General features: G+C 72.2%; 22 protein-coding genes, 1 tRNA gene and 1 pseudogene. 15 read left to right on the top strand and 9 right to left on the bottom strand.

Features of this window, described 5'->3' with window-relative positions:
* Positions 1–63: 63 nt before the first annotated feature.
* From HLK59_RS37805 to HLK59_RS37790, 4 genes are all read left to right on the top strand, one after another.
* Complete coding sequence (locus tag HLK59_RS37805; protein ID WP_046257445.1) at positions 64–498, top strand: roadblock/LC7 domain-containing protein; 435 nt, start codon at positions 64–66, stop codon at positions 496–498.
* Between the two features lie 2 nt (positions 499–500).
* Positions 501–872, top strand: a complete 372-nt coding sequence (locus HLK59_RS37800; RefSeq protein ID WP_171146158.1) for a DUF742 domain-containing protein — start codon at positions 501–503, stop codon at positions 870–872.
* Complete coding sequence (locus HLK59_RS37795; protein ID WP_171146157.1) at positions 850–1449, top strand: ATP/GTP-binding protein; 600 nt, start codon at positions 850–852, stop codon at positions 1447–1449. The genes HLK59_RS37800 and HLK59_RS37795 overlap by 23 nt, the downstream gene beginning before the upstream one ends.
* Positions 1450–1510: 61 nt before the next feature.
* Positions 1511–2089 (top strand): GAF domain-containing protein, encoded by a 579-nt coding sequence (locus HLK59_RS37790; protein ID WP_171146156.1) that lies wholly within the window; start codon positions 1511–1513, stop codon positions 2087–2089.
* A gap of 56 nt (positions 2090–2145) precedes the next feature.
* Here HLK59_RS37790 and HLK59_RS37785 read toward each other — a convergent pair whose 3' ends face one another.
* Complete coding sequence (locus HLK59_RS37785; RefSeq protein ID WP_171146155.1) at positions 2146–2751, bottom strand: GPP34 family phosphoprotein; 606 nt, start codon at positions 2749–2751, stop codon at positions 2146–2148.
* Between the two features lie 413 nt (positions 2752–3164).
* On the opposite strand from HLK59_RS37785, the gene tdh reads away from it, so the two are divergent.
* From tdh to HLK59_RS37745, 8 genes are all read left to right on the top strand, one after another.
* The gene (tdh, locus tag HLK59_RS37780; RefSeq protein ID WP_171146154.1) at positions 3165–4193 is read left to right on the top strand and encodes an L-threonine 3-dehydrogenase; all 1029 of its coding nucleotides are present in this window, start codon (positions 3165–3167) and stop codon (positions 4191–4193) included.
* Between the two features lie 19 nt (positions 4194–4212).
* Entirely contained in the window at positions 4213–5406 is a 1194-nt protein-coding gene (locus tag HLK59_RS37775; protein WP_171146153.1) for a glycine C-acetyltransferase, read from the top strand.
* Between the two features lie 44 nt (positions 5407–5450).
* Entirely contained in the window at positions 5451–6353 is a 903-nt protein-coding gene (locus tag HLK59_RS37770) for a LysR family transcriptional regulator (protein ID WP_171146152.1), read from the top strand.
* 74 nt (positions 6354–6427) lie between these two features.
* Positions 6428–7015 (top strand): helix-turn-helix domain-containing protein, encoded by a 588-nt coding sequence (locus HLK59_RS37765; RefSeq protein WP_171146151.1) that lies wholly within the window; start codon positions 6428–6430, stop codon positions 7013–7015.
* Positions 7012–7545, top strand: coding sequence for a GNAT family N-acetyltransferase (locus HLK59_RS37760; RefSeq protein WP_171146150.1), 534 nt, complete (start codon positions 7012–7014; stop codon positions 7543–7545). The genes HLK59_RS37765 and HLK59_RS37760 overlap by 4 nt, the downstream gene beginning before the upstream one ends.
* 30 nt (positions 7546–7575) lie before the next feature.
* Positions 7576–7935 carry an MmcQ/YjbR family DNA-binding protein gene (locus tag HLK59_RS37755; RefSeq protein ID WP_171146149.1) on the top strand — a complete coding sequence of 120 codons (360 nt, stop codon included), beginning with the start codon at positions 7576–7578 and terminating at the stop codon, positions 7933–7935.
* 172 nt (positions 7936–8107) lie between these two features.
* Positions 8108–9310, top strand: a complete 1203-nt coding sequence (locus tag HLK59_RS37750; protein WP_206328068.1) for an MFS transporter — start codon at positions 8108–8110, stop codon at positions 9308–9310.
* Positions 9311–9391: 81 nt separating this feature from the next.
* A tRNA-Pro gene (locus tag HLK59_RS37745) sits at positions 9392–9465 on the top strand.
* 126 nt (positions 9466–9591) lie between these two features.
* Here HLK59_RS37745 and HLK59_RS37740 read toward each other — a convergent pair.
* Positions 9592–10866: a hypothetical protein gene (locus HLK59_RS37740; RefSeq protein ID WP_171146147.1), complete on the bottom strand. Its 1275-nt coding sequence runs from the start codon at positions 10864–10866 to the stop codon at positions 9592–9594.
* Between the two features lie 254 nt (positions 10867–11120).
* On the opposite strand from HLK59_RS37740, the gene HLK59_RS37735 reads away from it, so the two are divergent.
* Entirely contained in the window at positions 11121–11444 is a 324-nt protein-coding gene (locus tag HLK59_RS37735; protein ID WP_171146146.1) for a DUF2218 domain-containing protein, read from the top strand.
* A 10-nt stretch (positions 11445–11454) separates the two neighbouring features.
* Here HLK59_RS37735 and HLK59_RS37730 read toward each other — a convergent pair whose 3' ends face one another.
* The 6 genes from HLK59_RS37730 to HLK59_RS37705 all read right to left on the bottom strand — a co-directional run bounded on the left by HLK59_RS37730 (position 11455) and on the right by HLK59_RS37705 (position 16618).
* The gene (locus tag HLK59_RS37730) at positions 11455–11991 is read right to left on the bottom strand and encodes an NUDIX hydrolase family protein (protein ID WP_171146145.1); all 537 of its coding nucleotides are present in this window, start codon (positions 11989–11991) and stop codon (positions 11455–11457) included.
* A gap of 15 nt (positions 11992–12006) precedes the next feature.
* A complete protein-coding gene (locus tag HLK59_RS37725) occupies positions 12007–13107 on the bottom strand; it encodes an amidohydrolase family protein (RefSeq protein ID WP_171146144.1) in 1101 nt (366 codons plus the stop codon).
* A 1-nt stretch (position 13108) separates the two neighbouring features.
* A complete protein-coding gene (locus HLK59_RS37720) occupies positions 13109–14512 on the bottom strand; it encodes a glutamine synthetase family protein (RefSeq protein ID WP_171146143.1) in 1404 nt (467 codons plus the stop codon).
* Between the two features lie 30 nt (positions 14513–14542).
* Entirely contained in the window at positions 14543–15346 is an 804-nt protein-coding gene (locus HLK59_RS37715; RefSeq protein WP_346779904.1) for an SAM-dependent methyltransferase, read from the bottom strand.
* A 119-nt stretch (positions 15347–15465) separates the two neighbouring features.
* On the bottom strand, positions 15466–16245 hold the full coding sequence (locus tag HLK59_RS37710) for a hypothetical protein (RefSeq protein ID WP_171146141.1): 780 nt from the start codon (positions 16243–16245) through the stop codon (positions 15466–15468).
* A 64-nt stretch (positions 16246–16309) separates the two neighbouring features.
* Positions 16310–16618: a hypothetical protein gene (locus HLK59_RS37705; RefSeq protein WP_171146140.1), complete on the bottom strand. Its 309-nt coding sequence runs from the start codon at positions 16616–16618 to the stop codon at positions 16310–16312.
* A 140-nt stretch (positions 16619–16758) separates the two neighbouring features.
* Between HLK59_RS37705 and HLK59_RS37700 the strand changes: the two genes are divergently transcribed.
* Positions 16759–17205 carry a potassium channel family protein gene (locus HLK59_RS37700; RefSeq protein WP_171146139.1) on the top strand — a complete coding sequence of 149 codons (447 nt, stop codon included), beginning with the start codon at positions 16759–16761 and terminating at the stop codon, positions 17203–17205.
* A 99-nt stretch (positions 17206–17304) separates the two neighbouring features.
* Positions 17305–18714 carry a cytochrome P450 gene (locus tag HLK59_RS37695; RefSeq protein WP_171146138.1) on the top strand — a complete coding sequence of 470 codons (1410 nt, stop codon included), beginning with the start codon at positions 17305–17307 and terminating at the stop codon, positions 18712–18714.
* Between the two features lie 129 nt (positions 18715–18843).
* Here HLK59_RS37695 and HLK59_RS37690 read toward each other — a convergent pair.
* Positions 18844–18999, bottom strand: a pseudogene (locus tag HLK59_RS37690) (LuxR C-terminal-related transcriptional regulator); the annotation flags it as partial.
* Positions 19000–19109 lie beyond the last annotated feature (110 nt).

The raw sequence follows: 19109 nt of genomic DNA, 5'->3' as shown, positions 1-19109 counted from the left end.
CCAGTTTCCACCCCACCCCCCAGCGCTCCCGCAGACCTTCGTACCTCAAGGAGTCGATCCACCATGGCGAGCGAAGCGCCGACCGGCCATGTATCCGATCTCGACTGGCTGATGAGCGGCCTCGTGCAGCGCGTGCCGCACACCACGAGCGCGGTACTCCTGTCCTGCGACGGGCTCGTGAAGTCGGTCCACGGTCTCGACACCGACAGCGCCGACCACATGGCCGCCCTGGCCTCAGGCCTGTACTCCCTCGGCCGCAGCGCCGGAGTCCGCTTCGGTGACGGCGGAGACGTCCGCCAGGTGGTCGTCGAACTGGACTCGACCCTGCTGTTCGTGACCACCGCGGGCTCCGGCACCTGTCTCGCGGTGCTCGCCGGCCGCGAGGCGGACGCCGCCGTCCTCGGCTACGAGATGGCGATGCTGGTCAAGAGCGTGCGCCCCTATCTGGTGACCGCACCCCGGCAGCACGCAGGCGAACCGACGGCGATGAGGCCTTGAGCGTGGCGGCGGCCGGCGACGGGCCCTGGCTCGACGACGCGGCCGGACGCCTGGTGCGCCCTTTCACGGTCAGCAACGGCCGTACCAGGCCCACCATCGCGCTCGACCTGCTGTCCCAGGTGATGGTCACCGGAGCCACCCCCCTCGGCTATCTCGGCCTCGAACACACCCAGGCACTCGACCTGTGCCGCGCGCCCGTCTCGGTCGCCGAGGTCTCCGCCCATCTGAAGCTGCCGGCGGCCGTCACCAAGGTGCTGCTGTCGGACCTCGTCGACTGCGGGGCGCTCACCACCAAGCCCCCCGAGTTCACCCACAACCCGACTGACCGGGCCCTTCTGGAGGCAGTGCTCGATGGACTACGACGACAGCTCTGACCCCTTCCCCACCGCACTCAAGATCCTGGTGGCGGGAGGGTTCGGAGTAGGCAAGACGACCTTCGTGGGCGCGGTCAGCGAGATCGCGCCGCTCAGCACCGAGGAACTGCTCACCACCGTCAGCGCCGCGACCGACAACCTCGACGGGGTCGAGAACAAGGTCGAGACGACCGTGGCCATGGACTTCGGCCGCATCACCCTGGACCCGGAACATGTGCTGTACCTGTTCGGCACACCCGGGCAGGAGCGGTTCTGGTTCATGTGGGACGAACTCTCCGAGGGTGCGCTCGGCGCGGTCATCCTCGCCGACACCCGCAGGCTGGAGGACTGCTTCGCCGCCGTCGACTTCTTCGAACAGCGCGGTCTCGGCTTCATCGTCGCGATCAACGAGTTCGACGGCTCCTACCGCTACGACCCGGAGGAGGTGCGCGCCGCCATCGACCTCGCCCCGGAGATCCCCATCGTCCGCTGCGACGCCCGGATCTCCAGCTCCGGCGTCCAGACCCTGCTGACCCTCGTACGGCACCTCATCGCCCACGCCCCGGCACCCGCGCCGAGCCACGGCGCCCACATGTGATCCCCGCACCCGACGCCACGGAGCCGCATATGACCCACACCCACAGCGACGGAACCCGCCGATGAGCTACGACCCGGTGCGTCCCGCCGGTCGTCTGCTGCTCACCCCCGAGGACAAGGAGGCGCCCGCACGGGCCGCGCGACTGCACGGGCTGGGTCTGGGCGAGCGCCCGGAGCCGGTCCTCGACGCCTTCGCGGACCGGCTCGCCGAGCTGACCGGGGCGCCGTACGCGATGGTCAACTTCATCGACGAGAACCGGCAGTTCTTCGCCGGCCTGCACACCCCGGACGCCCGGCCGGTGGTGCACGCCGACGAGACCAAGCCGGAGCTCGGCCGCCATCTGGAGCGCGACCACGGCTTCTGCCCGCATGTGGTCGTCCGCCGCAAGGCCCTGGTCCTGGAGGACGTCTGCGACTACCCGCGGTTCGCCGGGAACCCGGTCGTCGACGAGTTCGGCATCCGCTCCTATCTGGGCGCGCCCCTCATCGACAGAACCGGGATGGTCCTCGGCACGGTGTGTGTCGTCGACGTGGAGCCGCGGCCCTGGGGGCGGCCCGGCCTGGAGACCATCAAGTCGTCGGCGGCGGAACTGGTGGCCCGGCTGGAACGGTGCGAGGCCGACGGACTCCCGCTGCTGTGACGGCGGAACGGCCGCGGCAGCTCCGACGAGGCCACGGAGGCCGGCCCGCCCGCTGGCTAGAAGCCGCGCCAGACGTTGTCGAACGCGGAGTTCTCGATCGCCTTGCGCTGGCGCACGCCCTCCAGTTCCATCACCGCCTCGCCGACGGCGGCCAGCACGGCCGTGACCGTGTCTCCGTCGAGGCCTTCGGCGGTCTCGGCCGGCTCCTCGCGGATCCCGGCGGCCGCCGCCAGGGCGGCGAGAACGGGTTCGTCCGCCGCCAGACGCTCCTCGGCCCGCTGCCGGGCCGCCGAGTCGACCGGCTGCGTCCGCCCGCTCAGCAGCGGGATCCGGCGGCCTCGCGGCCTGGTCGTCAACCCGATCCGCTCCAGGTCGTCGACATAGGCCGCGGACAGTCCCTCGCCCCGGCGCCACAGCCAGTCCTCGACCGACTCGTACGGCTCCTGCCGTACGACCGAGTCCGCGGCCTCGTCCAGCAGCCGGTCGCCGGTGGGCGCCTGGGCGGCCGGCGCGATGAGGTCGTCGTCCACGACGAGGGAACCGGCCTCGACGAGGTCGAGCAGCTCGGCTCCCGCGAGGGCGAGCGACAGATCGCCCTGTTCGACCGGACGCTTCGGTGCCGCGTCCAGGGCGACGATCGCGAGGTCCCTTGCGGTGTTCATGAGCGGCTCCAGGTCAGTCGGCCGAATACGGGGTGACAGCGTCGGGACCGGCCGCTGCGGGCCGGGTCCCTCCGTCGATTCTCGCTCCCGCCGCGAGTTCGTGTGGCGTACTACGACCATGTGGTGCGGGACGACGATCCGCAGCACGGCGGCGGCAGGGCGACCGGGGAACGAGGGGTATCGGGAGCGGCCGACTCCCATGTCCGCCGCGAGCGCCCCCCCACGGGCGCGTACCGCGTCCTGGGGACCCCGCCACCAGGCGTGAAGCGGAGCTGCGGCGCGGGTTAAGAAAACCTCGATGGACCTGGGGTGGTGCCGTGCGGCAGATTGCTACGCGATCCCACCCCTCTCCCCGGACGCGGGCTTCCTCGGTATGCCCGTGCACGGGGATCGCACCCACAGGAGCCGTAGCGTTGAAGGCGCTGGTCAAGGAGAAGGCGGAACCCGGGCTGTGGCTCGCGGACGTCCCGGAGCCCGCCGTCGGACCCGGCGACGTGCTGATCAAGGTGCTGCGCACCGGCATCTGCGGCACCGATCTGCACATCCGTTCCTGGGACGGCTGGGCGCGGCAGGCGATCCGCACGCCACTGGTGCTCGGGCACGAGTTCGTGGGCGAGGTCGTCGGGACCGGACGGGACGTCACCGACATCGCCGTCGGCGACCGGGTCAGCGGCGAGGGCCACCTCGTGTGCGGCAAGTGCCGCAACTGTCTCGCCGGGCGCCGCCACCTGTGCCGGGCCACGGTCGGGCTCGGCGTCGGACGGGACGGCGCCTTCGCGGAGTACGTCGCCCTGCCCGCCGCCAACGTCTGGGTGCACCGCGTCCCCGTCGACCTCGACGTCGCCGCGATCTTCGACCCGTTCGGCAACGCCCTGCACACCGCGCTGTCGTTCCCGCTGGTCGGCGAGGACGTCATCATCACGGGTGCCGGTCCGATCGGACTGATGGCCGCCGCGGTCGCCCGGCACGCGGGTGCCCGCAACGTCGTCGTCACCGACGTCAGCGAGGAGCGGCTGGAGCTGGCCCGCAAGATCGGCGTCAGCCTGGCACTCAATGTGTCGGAACGTCAGATCGCCGACGGCCAGAGAGAGTTGGGGCTGCGCGAGGGCTTCGACATCGGCCTGGAGATGTCCGGCCGCCCGGAGGCGATGCGCGACATGATCGCCAACATGACGCACGGCGGCCGGATCGCCATGCTCGGCCTGCCGTCGCAGGAGTTCCCGGTCGACTGGGCGCGGATCGTCACCTCGATGATCACCATCAAGGGCATCTACGGCCGTGAGATGTTCGAGACCTGGTACGCGATGTCGGTGCTCCTGGAGGGCGGCCTCGACCTCGCCCCGGTGATCACCGGACGGTACGGCTACCGCGACTTCGAGGCGGCCTTCGCGGATGCCGCGAGTGGCCGTGGTGGCAAGGTCATCCTCGACTGGACCGCGTAACTCACTAGGAGCTTCTGTCATGTTCGACTCCGTGCGCGACGACCTGCGCGCCACCCTCGACGAGATTCGCGCCGCCGGTCTGCACAAGCCCGAGCGCGTCATCGGCACCCCGCAGTCCAGGGCCGTCGCCGTCACCGCGGGCGGCCGCCCCGGCGAGGTCCTCAACTTCTGCGCCAACAACTACCTCGGACTCGCCGACCACCCCGAGGTGGTCGCCGCCGCCCACGAGGCCCTCGACCGCTGGGGCTACGGCATGGCGTCCGTGCGCTTCATCTGCGGGACGCAGGAGGTGCACAAGGAGTTGGAGGCGCGTCTGGCGGCGTTCCTCGGCCAGGAGGACACGATCCTCTACTCGTCCTGCTTCGACGCCAACGGCGGTGTCTTCGAGACGCTCCTCGGCCCCGAGGACGCGGTGATCTCCGACGCCCTCAACCACGCCTCGATCATCGACGGCATCCGCCTGTCCAAGGCCCGCCGCTTCCGCTACGCCAACCGTGACATGGCGGACCTGGAAGCCCAGTTGAAGGACGCGTCCGACGCGCGCCGCCGACTCGTCGTCACCGACGGCGTGTTCTCGATGGACGGCTATGTGGCGCCGCTGCGCGAGATCTGCGACCTCGCCGACCGCTACGACGCCATGGTCATGGTCGACGACTCCCACGCGGTCGGCTTCGTCGGTCCCGGCGGTCGCGGAACTCCCGGGCTGCACGGCGTGACGGACCGCGTCGACATCATCACCGGCACGCTGGGCAAGGCGCTCGGCGGCGCGTCCGGCGGCTATGTGGCGGCCCGCGCGGAGATCGTCGCCCTGCTGCGCCAGCGCTCCCGCCCGTACCTCTTCTCGAACACCCTCGCCCCGGTGATCGCCGCGGCCTCCCTGAAGGTGCTCGGCCTCCTGGAGTCGGCGGACGACCTGCGGGTCCGGCTCGCCGAGAACACCGCGCTGTTCCGCCGCCGTATGACCGAGGAAGGCTTCGACATCCTGCCCGGCGACCACGCCATCGCACCCGTGATGATCGGGGACGCGGGCAAGGCGGGACGCCTGGCGGAACTGCTGCTGGAGCGCGGTGTGTACGTGATCGGCTTCTCGTTCCCGGTCGTACCGCAGGGCCAGGCGCGTATCCGCGTCCAGCTGTCGGCGGCGCACTCCACGGACGACGTGAACCGGGCCGTGGACGCCTTCGTCGCCGCCCGGGCTGAGCTGGAGGGCTGAGCCGGAGGGCCGGAGCCCACGGGGCATTTGAGACAATCGATCTCATGATCGAAGCGCGGCGGCTCCACATCCTCCGTGCGGTGGCCGACCACCGCACGGTGACGGCGGCTGCCGCCGCGCTGTATCTCACCCCCTCGGCGGTCTCCCAGCAGCTCTCGGCCCTGGAGCAGGAGACCGGGCACCGCCTGGTCGAGCGCGGTGCGAAGGGCGTACGGCTCACCCCGGCCGGCGAGATCCTGCTCAGCCACACCAACGCCGTCCTCGCCCAGCTGGAGCGGGCCGAGGCGGAACTGGCCGCGTACGGCTCCGGCGAGGCCGGCACGGTCACCGTCGCCTCCTTCGCGACCGGCATCGCCCTGGTCGTCGCCCCCGCGGTGGCCCGTCTCGCCGACACCGCGCCCGGCATCCGCATCCGCGTCCAGGACGCCGAGGGCGACGCCAGCCTGCCGATGGTGCTGGACCGGCAGGTCGACGTCGCGGTGGCGGTGGAGTACCGAGGGGCGCCGCCCGCCGACGACCCCCGGTTGTCGCATGTCCCGCTGTACGCCGAGCCCTTCGACGCGGTCGTCCCGGTACGCCATCGGCTGGCCGACGCGGGCGAGGTGCCGCTGGCGGAGCTGGCCAAGGACGCGTGGATCGGCCCCTACCCCGGCAACCCCTGTCACGACGTGGTGGTCCTGGCCTGCGAGAGCGCCGGGTTCCAGCCCCGCCTGGAGCACTCCTCGGACGACTTCCGGGCCGTCGTCGCCCTGGCCTCGGCCGACGCGGGCGTGGCGCTCGTACCGCGGTCGGCGCTGATCGGCATGGATCTGACCGGCGTGGTCGTCCGGCCCGTCGACGGGGTTGCGCCCACCCGCCGGGTCTTCGCGGCCGTACGGCGTGGCGCCGAGGAGCACCCGCTGATCCGCCCGGTGCTGGACGCCCTCGGAGAAGCGTCCCAGCCATAGGGGACCAGTCGCCGACCACTGGTGTGATGAGGATCCTCTCGCCGCCGTCCCATATCAGGGATAGCATCCCGAATATGAAACAAGATGTCGTCGTCGAGACCGGACCCGACCCCGTCGACACCCGGCTCGGCGCCCGCCTCGCCGAGCTGCGGGCCGAGCGCGGCTGGTCGCTCGGGGACCTGGCGGAGCGCAGCGGAGTGAGCAGGTCGACGCTGTCGCGGGCCGAGCGGGCGGAGATCAGCCCGACCGCCGCACTGCTGAACCGGCTGTGCGGGGTCTACGGGCGGACCATGTCCCAGCTGCTCAGCGAGGTCGAGGCCGAGCCCGCCCTGCTGGTACGGGCCGCCGAGCAGCCGGTGTGGGAGGACCGGGCCTCCGGGTTCCTGCGGCGGTCCGTGTCGCCGCCGCACACCGGGCTGCGCGGCGAACTCGTCGAGGGCCGGCTCGCCGCGGGCGCCGACATCGCGTACGACCGGCCGCCCGTACCCGGCCTCGAACAGCACATCTGGGTACAGGAAGGGGCGCTCGGCGTCACCGCTCAGGACGTCGAGCACCACCTCGACGCCGGGGACTGTCTGCGGCTGCGGGTGTGGGGGCCGACACGGTTCCGGTGCGCCGGGTCCGAGCCGGTGCGCTACCTCCTGGCGGTGGTGCTGCCGTGAGCGTGACACGCCTGGACGAGAGCGAAGTCCTCGACCGGCTGGCGGCGTTGGCCGATCTGATGGTGGACACCGTGGCCGGCGGCGCCTCGATCGGCTTCCTCGGGCCCCTCGACCACACCGAGGCCACCGCCTGGTGGAAGGAGCGGGCCGCCGGTGTGGCCGCCGGATCGTTCGCGATCTGGGCCGCCCACGACGGGGCGCGGGTGGTCGGCACGGTCGGCCTCGCCTTCCCGGACAAGCCCAACAGCCGCCACCGCGCCGAACTGGTGAAGCTGATGGTCCACCGCGACGCCCGGGGCCGGGGCCTCGGGCGCAGGCTCCTGACGACGGCCGAGGAGGCGGCCGCCGCGGCCGGCGTCACGCTCCTCCACCTGGACACCGAGACCGACAGCCCGGCGGAACACCTCTACACGACGGCCGGCTGGACCCGGGCCGGTGTCATCCCGGACTACGCGGCCGACCCCGACGGGGTGCTGCGGCCGACCACGCTCTACTTCAAGCACCTGGGAGCAGCCGCTCCCACCAGGTGATTGTCAGTGGGAGCGGCTACGGTGCCTGCCATGCCGGATGCCGAAGACGTACGCCGTATCGCCCTGTCCCTGCCGGACACCACGGAGAAGATCGCCTGGAACATGCCCACGTTCCGGGTCGCGGGCAAGATGTTCGCCACGCTGCCCGAGGAGGAGACCTCCATCGCGGTGCGCTGCCCCAAGGAGGAGCGGGACGAACTGGTGCTGGCCGAGCCGGAGAAGTTCTGGATCGCCGAGCACGAGGCACAGTTCGCCTGGGTACGGGCCCGGCTCGCCGCGCTGGAGGACGAGGACGAACTGCGGGACATCCTGGCCGACTCCTGGCGCCAGGCCGCCCCGCCCCGACTCCTGGAGAGCCACCCCGAGTGGGGACGGCCGGCCGCGGACTGAAATTCCCCCGGACGTCGCCGGTCCCCGTGGCATGATCCGGAGCCGTGAGAGCCGGGCGGACCTGTCGGGGAGGGCGTGAGAGGTGACCGGGACGTCGTCGCACGCCGATCGCGCGGTCGGTGACCAGGGGAGAAAGCCGACGGGTCCCGCCGTCTGGTCGCGGGACTTCGGCCTGTTCTTCGCCGCGCGGGCCGTCGCAGGACTCGGCGACACCATGCTCCCCGTCGCCCTGGCCGCGGGCCTGCTCCAGCACGGGTACGGGGCGGGTGCGGTCGGTCTCGCCATGGCCGCCACGGCGGCGGCCTTCGCCGGGTTCGTCGTCTTCGGCGGGGTCATCGCGGACCGCTTCGACACCCGCAGACTGATGATCGGCGCCGACCTGGTCCGGGTGGGCACCCAGGCCCTGGCCGCCACGCTCTTCTTCTCCGGGCACGTGGTGCTCTGGCAGATCTGCGCCATCGGATTCACCAACGGCGTGGCCGGCGCCCTGTTCCAGCCCGGCGTCGCGAGCACGGTGCGCCGCCTCGCCGACGACGTCCAGGGCGCCAACGGCGTGATACGCGTCGCCGAGGCCTGCGCCCAGCTCGCCGGCCCGGCCGTCGCCGGGGTGCTGGTCGGCTTCGCCTCGCCCGGCGGCGTCTTCGCGACACACGCCACCACCTACGCCGTGAGCGCCCTGTGCCTCCTCCTGCTCCGCCTGCCCCCGCGCGCCCCCGACGACGGCCCCGCCCCGCACCGGGTCAGCACCTTCGGAGCCGATCTGGTCGAGGGCTGGCGGGAGTTCAGATCCCGCACCTGGCTCTGGGGCGTGATCGCGATCTGGGGCCTCTACATGATCGCCGTCTCGGGCCCGACCGTCCCGCTCGTCGCCACGGAGGTGGTCCAGGAGCACGGCCCACGCGCCTACGGCCTGGTGAACTCCGCCCTCGGCGCCGGCACGGTGATCGGCGGACTGCTCGCACTGCGCCTGCGCCCCCGCCGCATGCTCCGCGCCGGGGCGATCGCCCTGGTCGGCTTCGGGGCCTTCCCGGCGAGCGTCGGCGCCGGCCTCGGCGTACCCGCGATGGCGGCCGGCGCCGCCGTCGCCGGGGTGGGCATGGCGTTCTGGAGCGTGATGTGGTCGACCAGCGTCCAGACGCAGGTCCCGGCGGAGGCCCTCAACCGCATCCACGCCTACGACGTGGCGGGCCCCCTCGCGCTGATGCCCGTCGGCCAGGCCCTCGCCGGCCCCTCCGCCGCGGTCCTCGGCGCCGACCACGTCCTCCTCGTCGCCGGTGCGACCAGCCTCGTCGTCTGCGCCGCCCTGCTCTCCGTCCCCGCGATACGCGACCTCGTGCGCGCCGACGCCCGCCCTCGGACCGGCGGCCCCGCATAAACGGGTGCGCGACCACCGACCCGAGTGCGGTATTGTTTCCCTGCACGTTCGGCCGGGGGAAAGCCCAGGTCAGACGGACACCGGGACGTGGCGCAGCTTGGTAGCGCACTTGACTGGGGGTCAAGGGGTCGCAGGTTCAAATCCTGTCGTCCCGACGGTGTGAAGGGTCTTCACAGGCGAGAGCCTGTGAAGGCCCTTTCTCGTTCTCCCCGCCTCGCCGCCGATACGAAGATCAGCGGCGAGGCGATCCTGCGACAGAGCAGGAGGGGTGGCCGAGGACCCTACTGGCGGATCTTCCGGCGCCGTACCACCAGCACGGCACCGGTTCCGACGGCCACGGCCGTGGCCGCCGCACCCGCGAGGGGCAGCGTCGAGGAGGAGCCGGTGCTCGCCAGGTCGCCGTCGACGGAGGAGGAGCCGCCCGTGCCGGAACCGCCGGTGGACGACGTGGAACCGCCGCCGTCGGTGGAGTCGTCGCTCGGCGTGGCCGTGGCATCCCCGCCGCCCGTGGAGCCCGTGGAGCCGCCCCCGTCCGCGGAGCCGCCGCCCGTCGATCCGCCGCTGCCGGCGACGTCGAGCAGGATGGCGGCGGTGTCGTTCGCCGTGTTCTCGTCGAACGGCCTGGGCTCACCGGCCAGCTTCACCGAGCCCTCGGCTCCGGCCACCGCCTTGTCGATGCGCAGCTTGAAGTCGTAGCGCTCGCCGGCACCCGGGTCGACCCAGGCCTGGCTGGTGCCGCACTCGTAGGTACGGGTCGCGATCTTGTCGCAGAAGCCGTGGGCCTTGGTCACGGTCGTCCCGGCGGGCATCTTCACGACGACCTTGGTCGCCCCGCTACCGGACTCCCTGCGTACCCACGCGGGTCCGGCGTTGGTGAACTTCACCTCGAAGGACAGGGTTTCGCCGACCTTGCCCTTCAACTGCGCACCGGTCACCTGGAAGTCGGCCGTGTTGACCGCCTGCACCGGCACGTCGGCGGCGTCCCAGCCCTCGTGCTCGCCGGAACCCGGGGCGGCCGGGGTGGCGTCGGGCCGCTCGACCAGCTTCACGGCCGGCCCGGTCCCGGGCACCGGCCCCTCGTCGACGCCCTCCGAGGGCGTGGGGTCGTCCACGGCCACGGCGACGCGCAGCGCATCGGTGTAGGCCTTGCCGAGGGCCTTGAACTCCTGTGACGTCTCGGGTGCGTAGACGACCCCGGGCTCCACGCTCTGGTCGAACTCGCAGATCGCGTAGGAGTAGCTGGGCGCCTCGTCGAAGGAACCGACCTCGTAGCGCGCGCAGTTGGAGGGAAGCTCGGTGTGGCTCAGCCCCTGGGTGAGGGAGTACGACAGCCAGACCTTGCCGAGCGCCTCGGTGCCCGTGTTCGTGAAGGAGACCGGTACGTCGAAGGAGTTGCCCGGCTTCAGCCCTGTCACGGGCGCGATCTCCCCCAGCACCAGTTCGGGCGTGGCGTCGTCGGCGACGGCGGGCGCCGCGCCCAGTGCCATCAGCGCGACGGCGCCGAGCGCGCCGGTGGTCTGTCGGAGCGTACGAGAGCCGGGAACGGCCTGGAACATGCGAGTCCCTCTGCGTGAATCGACGGTGGCGGACGGTCGAACTGCGGGGAACGCGAGTTCCCGGGAGTGAGACGTCACCGGTCGCCGAATGGTTGTACTCCCCAGGGGCCCGTGAGGCCTCGGGTGGCCCGGGTGAAACGCGCGACCACCCGACGGCCGGGGAATCCAAAGCTTTCGGTGCCGGACGGCCGGGCGCGGCGCGCATCCGGCACTATCGACCCGTCGGCATCCGCCACCACAGCTGGAGTACCACCATGCCCCGATCGGAAGCCCGAGTCGCCACCGACCGCCCCCACCGCTACGCCAAACAGCTCGCCTCCCACCTGAGCCGCCGCAGCCGCACCAGCTGGGACGAGGAATCGGGGGACGGCACCATCGAGTTCCAGAACGGCACCGGCACGCTCACCGCGACCGAGGGCGCCCTGCTGCTCGCGGTGGAGACGGATGCCGAGCACCTCGCCGTCCTGGAGGACGTGGTGGGACGGCATCTCGTCCGGTTCGGCACCAAGGACGAACTGGTCGTCGAGTGGAAGCGGGACACGGGCGAGCCGGGCACGACCCAGCGCAACGCCGAATAGCGCCGGTCGCTCAGACCGCGCAGCCCAGGTGCGCCAGCGCCTGCTTCAGCAGCACCCCGTGCCCGCCGGGCATCTCGCTCTGCACCGCCTCCGACACGGCGTCCTGGGGGCTGAACCAGACCAGGTCCAGGGCGTCCTGGCGGGGGCGGCAGTCGCCGGTCACCGGGACGACGTAGGCCAGCGACACCGCGTGCTGACGGGGGTCGTGGTACGGCGTGATGCCCTGCGTCGGGAAGTACTCGGCCACCGTGAAGGGCTGCGGGGCCGACGGGATGCGGGGCAGCGCCACCGGACCGAGGTCCTTCTCCAGGTTCCGCATGAGGGCGTCGCGGACGCGCTCGTGGTGCAGCACGCGGCCCGAGACCAGCGTCCGGCTGACCGTCCCGTCGGGGCCGATGCGCAGCAGCAGGCCGACGCTGGTGACTTCGCCGCTGTCGTCGACGCGCACGGGCACGGCCTCGACGTACAGGATCGGCATCCGGGCGCGCGCCTGCTCGAGGTCGTCCGTAGTCAGCCAGCCGGGCGTGGTTTCGGTCATGTCAGACATTGCTTGATCATACTTTCAGGAGGGGCCGGGAAGGCCGTAGACCCGACGGGCATTGTGTGCTCCCGCCCACTCGGCGAGCCGCAGCGCGTCGGACGGACTCAGCTCGTCGTCGTCCACCCGGTCCTGGAGCAGCTCGCCCAGGCCCTTGCGGAAGGACAGCGCGCCGAGCGCGTAGAACTCGGACAGACCGTACGCGTCGGAGCTGTACAGCAGTTTGCGGAACGGTGTGATCTCCAGCGCCTCCTCCAGTACCGCCCGCGCCCGGGCCGGGCCGACATGGTGCAAGGTCAGGCCCACGTCCAGGTACACCTGCTCGAAGACCGCCGCGAGATAGCCGGCCTGCCGCTGGTAGGGCCAGCAGTGCAGGAGCAGTACCGGGATGGTACCGGCGGTCAGGTGCAGCCAGTCCGTGAGGTGGGTGGGGTCCACCCGGTGCAGCCGGATGTCGTTGTCGCCGAACCCCGTGTGCAGCTGGAGCGGGAGGCCCAGGTCGACCGCCGTCCAGAGCAGGTTCCGCACCAGGACCGGGTCCTCCAGCCGGCCGCCCACCGTCAGCCGGTGCCGGGCCGCCCGCTCGACCTCCGCCGCCGACGGACGCGCCGGATCGAGGTCGAAGCCCGTGCGGTACGCCGCCACGGACTTCACCGCCACCACTCCCGGCCGCCCCACCGCCTTCCGCGCCGCCGAGAGGAAGGCCCGCGCGTACGCGTCGGGCTCCACGCCCTCGGCCGCCATCGCCTCCTCGACGCTCTCCAGCCGCACGACCTCGTACACGTCGTCCGCGGCGAGCTCGGCCGGCCCGAATCCGGTGTCCACGCAGTAGGTGCCGGTGCCCGCGGCGGCGAGGAAGCGCCGGTTCACCTCCCGCCAGCCCAGCTCCGTCCGCCGCGCCAGGTACTCCCGCGGCGGGGCGTGGCGGTCCAGGTCCAGCAGCGGTGCGCAGTGGCGGCGTACCGCCACGCCCACCGGGGTGTCGAAGGGCGAGCTTCCCGGCCAGCGGTCGCCCTCGGTGAGCAGCTCCTCGAAGGCGGGCCGGTCCAGGTCGGCGGTCATGACACCGTGGCAGTGGTGGTCGACCAGGCTCAGGGCGGCGAGCGCCTCGTGGACCGGGCCCATGTCAGTACTTCCAGCGGTAGGCCGCCGCGACCTGCTCGTCGTCCAGCCCGGCCACGGCCGCGATCTCGCCCTCCCGTACGGCGATCACGGCGTCGGCGAGGAGCGGGCCCAGGGCGTCGCGCAGCACCCTGTCCTCGCGGAACTCCGCCACCGCCTCGGATAGGGTCGTCGGCAGCCGCCGTACGCCGCGTGACCTCGCCTCGTCGGCGCCGAGCCGAGCGGGGTCCCCGACGGTCTCCTGGGGCAGCTTCGACGACCCTCGGACGCCCTCCAGGCCCGCCGCGATCACCGAGCCGAGGGCGAGATAGGGGTTGGCGGCCAGGTCGACCGGCTTGACCTCCAGGTTGGCCGCCTGGTCGCGCAGGCCCAGGGTGCCGGTGACGACGCGGACCGCTGCCTCGCGGGTCTCGTGGCCCCAGGCGGTGAACACCCCTGCCCACTGGGAGGGTTTGAGGCGCAGACAGCTGGCCGGGCTGGGCGCGGTGACGGCGGTGAGGGCCGGGAGACGGGCCAGGATCCCGGCCGCGAAGGACTCCGCCTCCGCCGTCATGCCGTACCGGCCGTCGCCGCCGGAGTGCAGGTTTCTGCCGTCCCGCCATGCGGAGAGGTGGAGGTGGCCGCCGTTGCCGACGCCCTCGGCGAAGACCGCGGGGGCGAACGACACCACCAGGCCGTGCCGTTGGGCCACCGCGCGGATCGTCTGCCGTACCAGCACGCTCCGGTCGGCCGCCGCCACCGGGTCCAGGGCGCCCACCGAGACCTCGAACTGCCCGGCCGCGTACTCGGGATGGAGCTGGTCGACGTCGACTCCCTGTGCCGCGAACGCGGCCAGCAGGTCGGCCGTGTGATCGCTGAGCTCGACCTGACGGATCGCGCCGTACGCCGGACCCGACAGAGCCGGTACGAAGTCCCCCTCGGCCGACGGGCCGCGGCCGACCGCCCACTCGATCTCGACGGCCGCCTTGAAGGTGATCCCGAGCCGTTGCTCCGCGTCCGCGACGAGCCGGCGCAGGAAGGTGCGGGTGCAGCCAGGGTGCCGCTCGCCCTCCTGGGTGACGCGGTCGACCGGCGCCCAGGCCCAGCCGGGCTGCCCGGCCAGGACCACGAGCCGGTCGAGGTCGGGGTAGAGGCGCAGGTCGCCGTCCGGGGAGCCGAGGACGTCGGTGGTGACGATGGAGTCGTTCGCCAGGAACGTGTCGAAGACCGGCGACATACCGACGCCCCAGGCCGCGGCCGAGGCCAGCTTGGCCGTGGGGATCGTCTTCACCCGGCCGACGCCCGCGGTGTCGACGTAGGACAGCACGACGCCGTGCACGCCTCTCCCGGACAGTTCGCCGCTCAGGGCGGTGGCACGGTCGACGTCACCGGGACGTCCGCCGGGTACGGGGTCGGCAAGGGTGCTCATACGTCCTCCACGACGGGCTGGCCTTGCGCGTCAGGGTTTCACGGCCACCGCGCCGAACTGCGGTACCGCGCCCGGGGAGTCGGAGTCCGCGTGCCACTGCGAGCACGAGACCAGGCCCGGCTCCAGGAGCTCCAGGCCGTCGAAGAACGCGGCGATGTCGGTGCCGCTGCGGGCGGTGATCGGCGGGGTGGCGTTCTCGTTCCAGAACTTCATGGCCGGGATCTGGCCCGCGCCGCCGAGGGCGTCGTCGAAGGTGGGGTGGGTGAGCACCAGGAAGCTGCCGGAGGGGACCGCGGCCAGCACCTGGCGGACGATGTCCCGCGCCTTGTCGTAGTCGAGGACGAAGTTGAGGATGCCCAGCATCATCACCGCGACCGGCTTGGTGAAGTCCAGGGTGCGCGTGGCGCGTTCGAGGATCGCCGCCGGGTCGTGGACGTCGGCGTCGATGTAGTCGGTGACGCCCTCGCGGGTGCTGGTCAGCAGGGTGCGGGCGTGGGCGAGGACGATGGGGTCGTTGTCGACGTAGACGATCCGGGCGTCCGGGGCGATGCGCTGGGCGATCTCATGGGTGTTGTCCACCGTCGGCAGGCCGGTGCCGATGTCCAGGAACTGCCGTACCCCGCGCTCGGCGGCCAGGTACCGCACGGCCCGGCCGAGGAAGTCACGGTCCGCGCGGGCGATGGCCCGGATGATCGGGAACATCCCGGCGACATGCTCGCCGACCTGCTGGTCGACCTCGTAGTTGTCCTTGCCGCCGATCCAGTAGTTCCACACGCGCGCGTTGTGCGCGACACCGGTGTTCAGCCTCGACGGCACGTCCGGGGTGTCACTCACGTCTCGTCCTCTCCTCGCCCCGACGACCGCGGCGCCGCAGGCCGTCGTCGCCATTGTGCCGCCGGATGATCAAGCTGTCCCGGAATCGGCTCAAGTGGACGGTGGGGAAGAGGGGTTGTCTAGCTCACCACGTCGTCGAGGCGCTTCGTGCCCGCGCGCACCGCGTCCTCGACCGAGTCGTCCTCGTCGCCGTCCAGACCACCGGCCGTCACCGTGATCGCGTCCGTGCCGACGCGTACGGCGGCGACGTCCAGGGTGAGGGTGGCCGGATCGCCGCCGGACGTGCCCTGCACGGTCACCCGCAGACCCTGCCGTGCGTCGCCCTCCTCGGGCAGCGAGGCCTCGGTGACCTGGACCGTGCGCCTGTCGCCCGCGGAGTCGATCGCGGTGAACTGGTCGCACGTGGCCGGCAGGGACTTCAGCCAGGCGAAGGAGGTGTCCAGGCCCGCCTGCCGGTAGGTGCCCACCTGGTAGAGCAGCCGGGAGTTCTCCTCCTTGAAGCCGGTGAGCGCGGAGGCGCCGGACGGCTCGCCGAGCAGCGTGTCGCTGTAGAGGCCGTCGAGGAGCTGCTGGCAGTCGGCGGCGTCCGCCTTGGCGGTGAGGAAGTCGGCCACGTCGACCTTGCCGACGAGCAGGCTGTCGCGCCAGGTCGCCGCGTCGTCGACCTGCGTCCAGTCGTCCTCCAGGTCGGTCTCGGTGATCAGCGCTTGGCGCGCTCCTGCCTCGGTGAGGCGGGCCGCGGCGGAGGCGGTCGGGGAGTCGGCGGCCAGCGGGGAGGCGCCGATGGCCGAGGTGCTGGAGTCCTTGTCGTCGTCCGAGCAGGCCGCGCAGGTCAGCAGCACGGTCGCGGCCAGGGCCGGGGCGAGGACACGGGCGGGTCGGGACGGACGGCGGGTCATCGCGGATGCCTCCTGGGACGTGGGTGTGCCCTCAGCGCATCACCGGCCCGTGCGGCTCACCAGCTCACTCGGACCGTTCGGGTGAGCGGTGGGGCGGACGCGGGCGGTGGGTGTGACGGGCCGCTGGTCCGGGCTCGGCGGGCCCGGCCTGCCCCACGTGCACCGTGCGGCCGCCGCACCGGGGGCAGACCGCGTCCGCGAGGGGCGACCTGATGGCCTTGCCCGCCTCGTCGACGTACTCCTGTGTGGTCAGGCCCGAGGCGTCCAGGGGGTCGGTGAAGAACATGAGCTCGAAGCCGGCCTCCCAGGTGTGGCCGCAGTCCCCGCAGGCGAACGCGAAGGTCTCCGGCACCGATCGGGGCTCCTCCGCCATGGGTCCTCCGTCGAGTGGGGGCGTCGGTCCCAGCAGATGACGGCCGGTGGTGCGCGGCAACTCGAACGACCCGCCCGGCATGCCCGCCCGGGCACCGCCACCGACACTGGCTCCAAGTGCCCGCGCCCGAAGGAGCCGCCATGCTGCCCGGATTCCTGACCAGGGCCGTCGAGTTGCTGCTGGCCCGGGAAGGGCGCTCGCTGCATCTGAAGGCGGCGGGCGGTGCCACGGCCGTCCTCGTGGTGGTGATGCTGCTCGGTTCATGGGCGGTGGTGGCCGCCGAGGACGGGGCGCGGGGCGCCAATCTGACGTCGTACCCGAAGGCGCTGTGGTGGTCGATCGAGACGGCGACGACCGTCGGATACGGCGACTTCTACCCGGTGACGCCGTGGGGCCGGGTCGTCGGCTCGGTGGTGATGGTCGTCGGCATCACCACGTACGGCATGGTCACCGCGGCCCTGGCCACCTGGTTCGTCGGCAAGGAGCAGAAGCGCCGCCACCGGCTCGGCCACGAGACGGTCCAGGCCCTGCACGAACGCTTCGACCGGCTGGAGCAGTTGGTGACCGGGAAGGGCGAACGGCACTGACGGCTACCGGTCAGTACCCCGGGACTTGACGCCTGTCACGCCTCGGGTAGGGTCCCGTGCGGTCTGTCATGGGCGGGTGCCGGAGGGGGCGACAGCACGATGGAGTTCCATGTGGTCGACGAGGAGGAGTCCACGTCGCGGGGGGCACGGCTGGAGGACCTGGCTCCCGAACCCCTGCTGACCCGGGACTACGAGACGCGCCCCGCGCTCGTCTACGAGCGGCTGCGCGAGCGCCACGGTCCGGTCGCGCCGGTCGACCTGCTGGGCGTGCCCGCCTGGCTCGTGCTCGGCTACCGCGAGTCGCTCCAGGTGCTCCAGGACGACGCCGGCTGGCCGAAGGGACTGGAGAACTGGCGGGCCCGCAGCGAGGGCCGGGTGCCCGCGGACTGGCCGCTCGGCCCCTCCCTTGAGGTCAACCACGTGCTGATCCAGGGCGGTCCCGGCTACCCCCGGCTCCGCGGCGCCTGGGACACCGCCCTGCGGCCCTTCCAGGACCCCCGCCACCCGCAGGCCAAGCGGCTCAAGGCCGCCGTCACGGGCTACGCCGACGAACTGATCGGCCTGCTCGCGCAGGGCGGCCGTACGGGGCACGCCGACCTGTCGGCACAGTTCTCCCGCCCGCTGCCGCTGATGGCGGCGAGCCATCTGCTCGGCTTCCCCGGCTCGCAGGGCGACGACGCCCTGATGGACATGTGGCGGGTGCTGGACGCCGGCCCGGACGCCGAACCCGCCCTGGCGCGGCTGCTGGTGACACTCTCGGAGCTGGCCGCCGCGAAGCGGGAGAAGCCGGGCGACGACTTCCCCTCCCATCTCCTCGCCGCCCACCCGGACCTCACGGTCGACGAACTGGCCCGCGAACTGTTCATGCTGCTCGGCATGACCTCCGATCACGTCGGCATCCTCATCTCCAACACCGTCGTCGAGGTGATCTCCGGGGAGGGCGACGGCGGGGTGCGCCACACGCTGTCCGCCGGCATGGTCCGGGAGACCATGAACCGGGTGGTCATGCGCAAGCCGCCGCTGGTCAACTTCGTACCGAGGTTCGCGGCCGCGGACACCCCGCTCGGCGACTACACCATCCGCGCCGGCGACCCCGTGTGGGTCTCCTCCGCCGCCGCCCACGCCGACCCGCTGTTCGCCGGGCAGACCACACCGGGCTCGTCCAGCATCAGCAGCCGGGCGCATCTGGCGTGGGGCGCGGGCCCCCGGCAGTGCCCGGCCCGGGAGCTGGCGTCCACGATCGCGGCGGCCGGGGTGACCCGCATCGTGGAACGGTTCGGGCATCTGGAGCTCGCCCTGCCGGTGGACCAACTGCCCTGGCGTTCCTCGCCGTTCATGCGGGGGCTGCGGTCCCTGCCGGTGCGCTACGAGCTGTCCGGGACGTTCGTGCCGGAGCCCCTGCCGGCCGCGACGCCCGCCGCCGACGTACCCGAGGCACAGGACCCGGCGGTCAAGCGGCGGTCGTCGCTGTGGCGGTATCTGACCGGGCTCATCCGCTCGGGAGACTAGGCGGGTCGGGGGAAGTCCGCCGCGGTTCGGCCGCGCCCCGAAGCGGCGCGGGGCTGTGTCGATGTGCGGCTCCGCCGCGTGGGCGCCGCAGCCGAACGACGGCACCTCACCGCTCATCCAGCGGAGCGTTCAGGCGCCCGGCGTGACCTGTCCGTGCTGCCAGGCCCACGCGGCGATCTCCACGCGGTTCCGGGCCCGGAGTTTCAGCTGGACGCTGGACAGGTGCGTCTTGACCGTGGACAGGGAGACATACAGTGCGGCGGCGATCTCGGCGTTGGTGCGGCCCTGTCTCTTATACCCCTCTTCCCCTGCCGCCCCCCCCCCCCGGGGAGGTCCCGGAGGTCGCCGTCTACGTATAAAAAACAAAAACAGAAGAACAAAAGAAAAGGGAGAAG

Origin of the sequence: Streptomyces sp. S3(2020) (assembly GCF_013044505.1) — a bacterium.
Classification (GTDB): Bacteria; Actinomycetota; Actinomycetes; order Streptomycetales; family Streptomycetaceae; genus Streptomyces.
The sequence above is the reverse complement of the archived record's forward strand: the minus strand, read 5'-3'. Positions and strand labels throughout refer to the sequence as shown.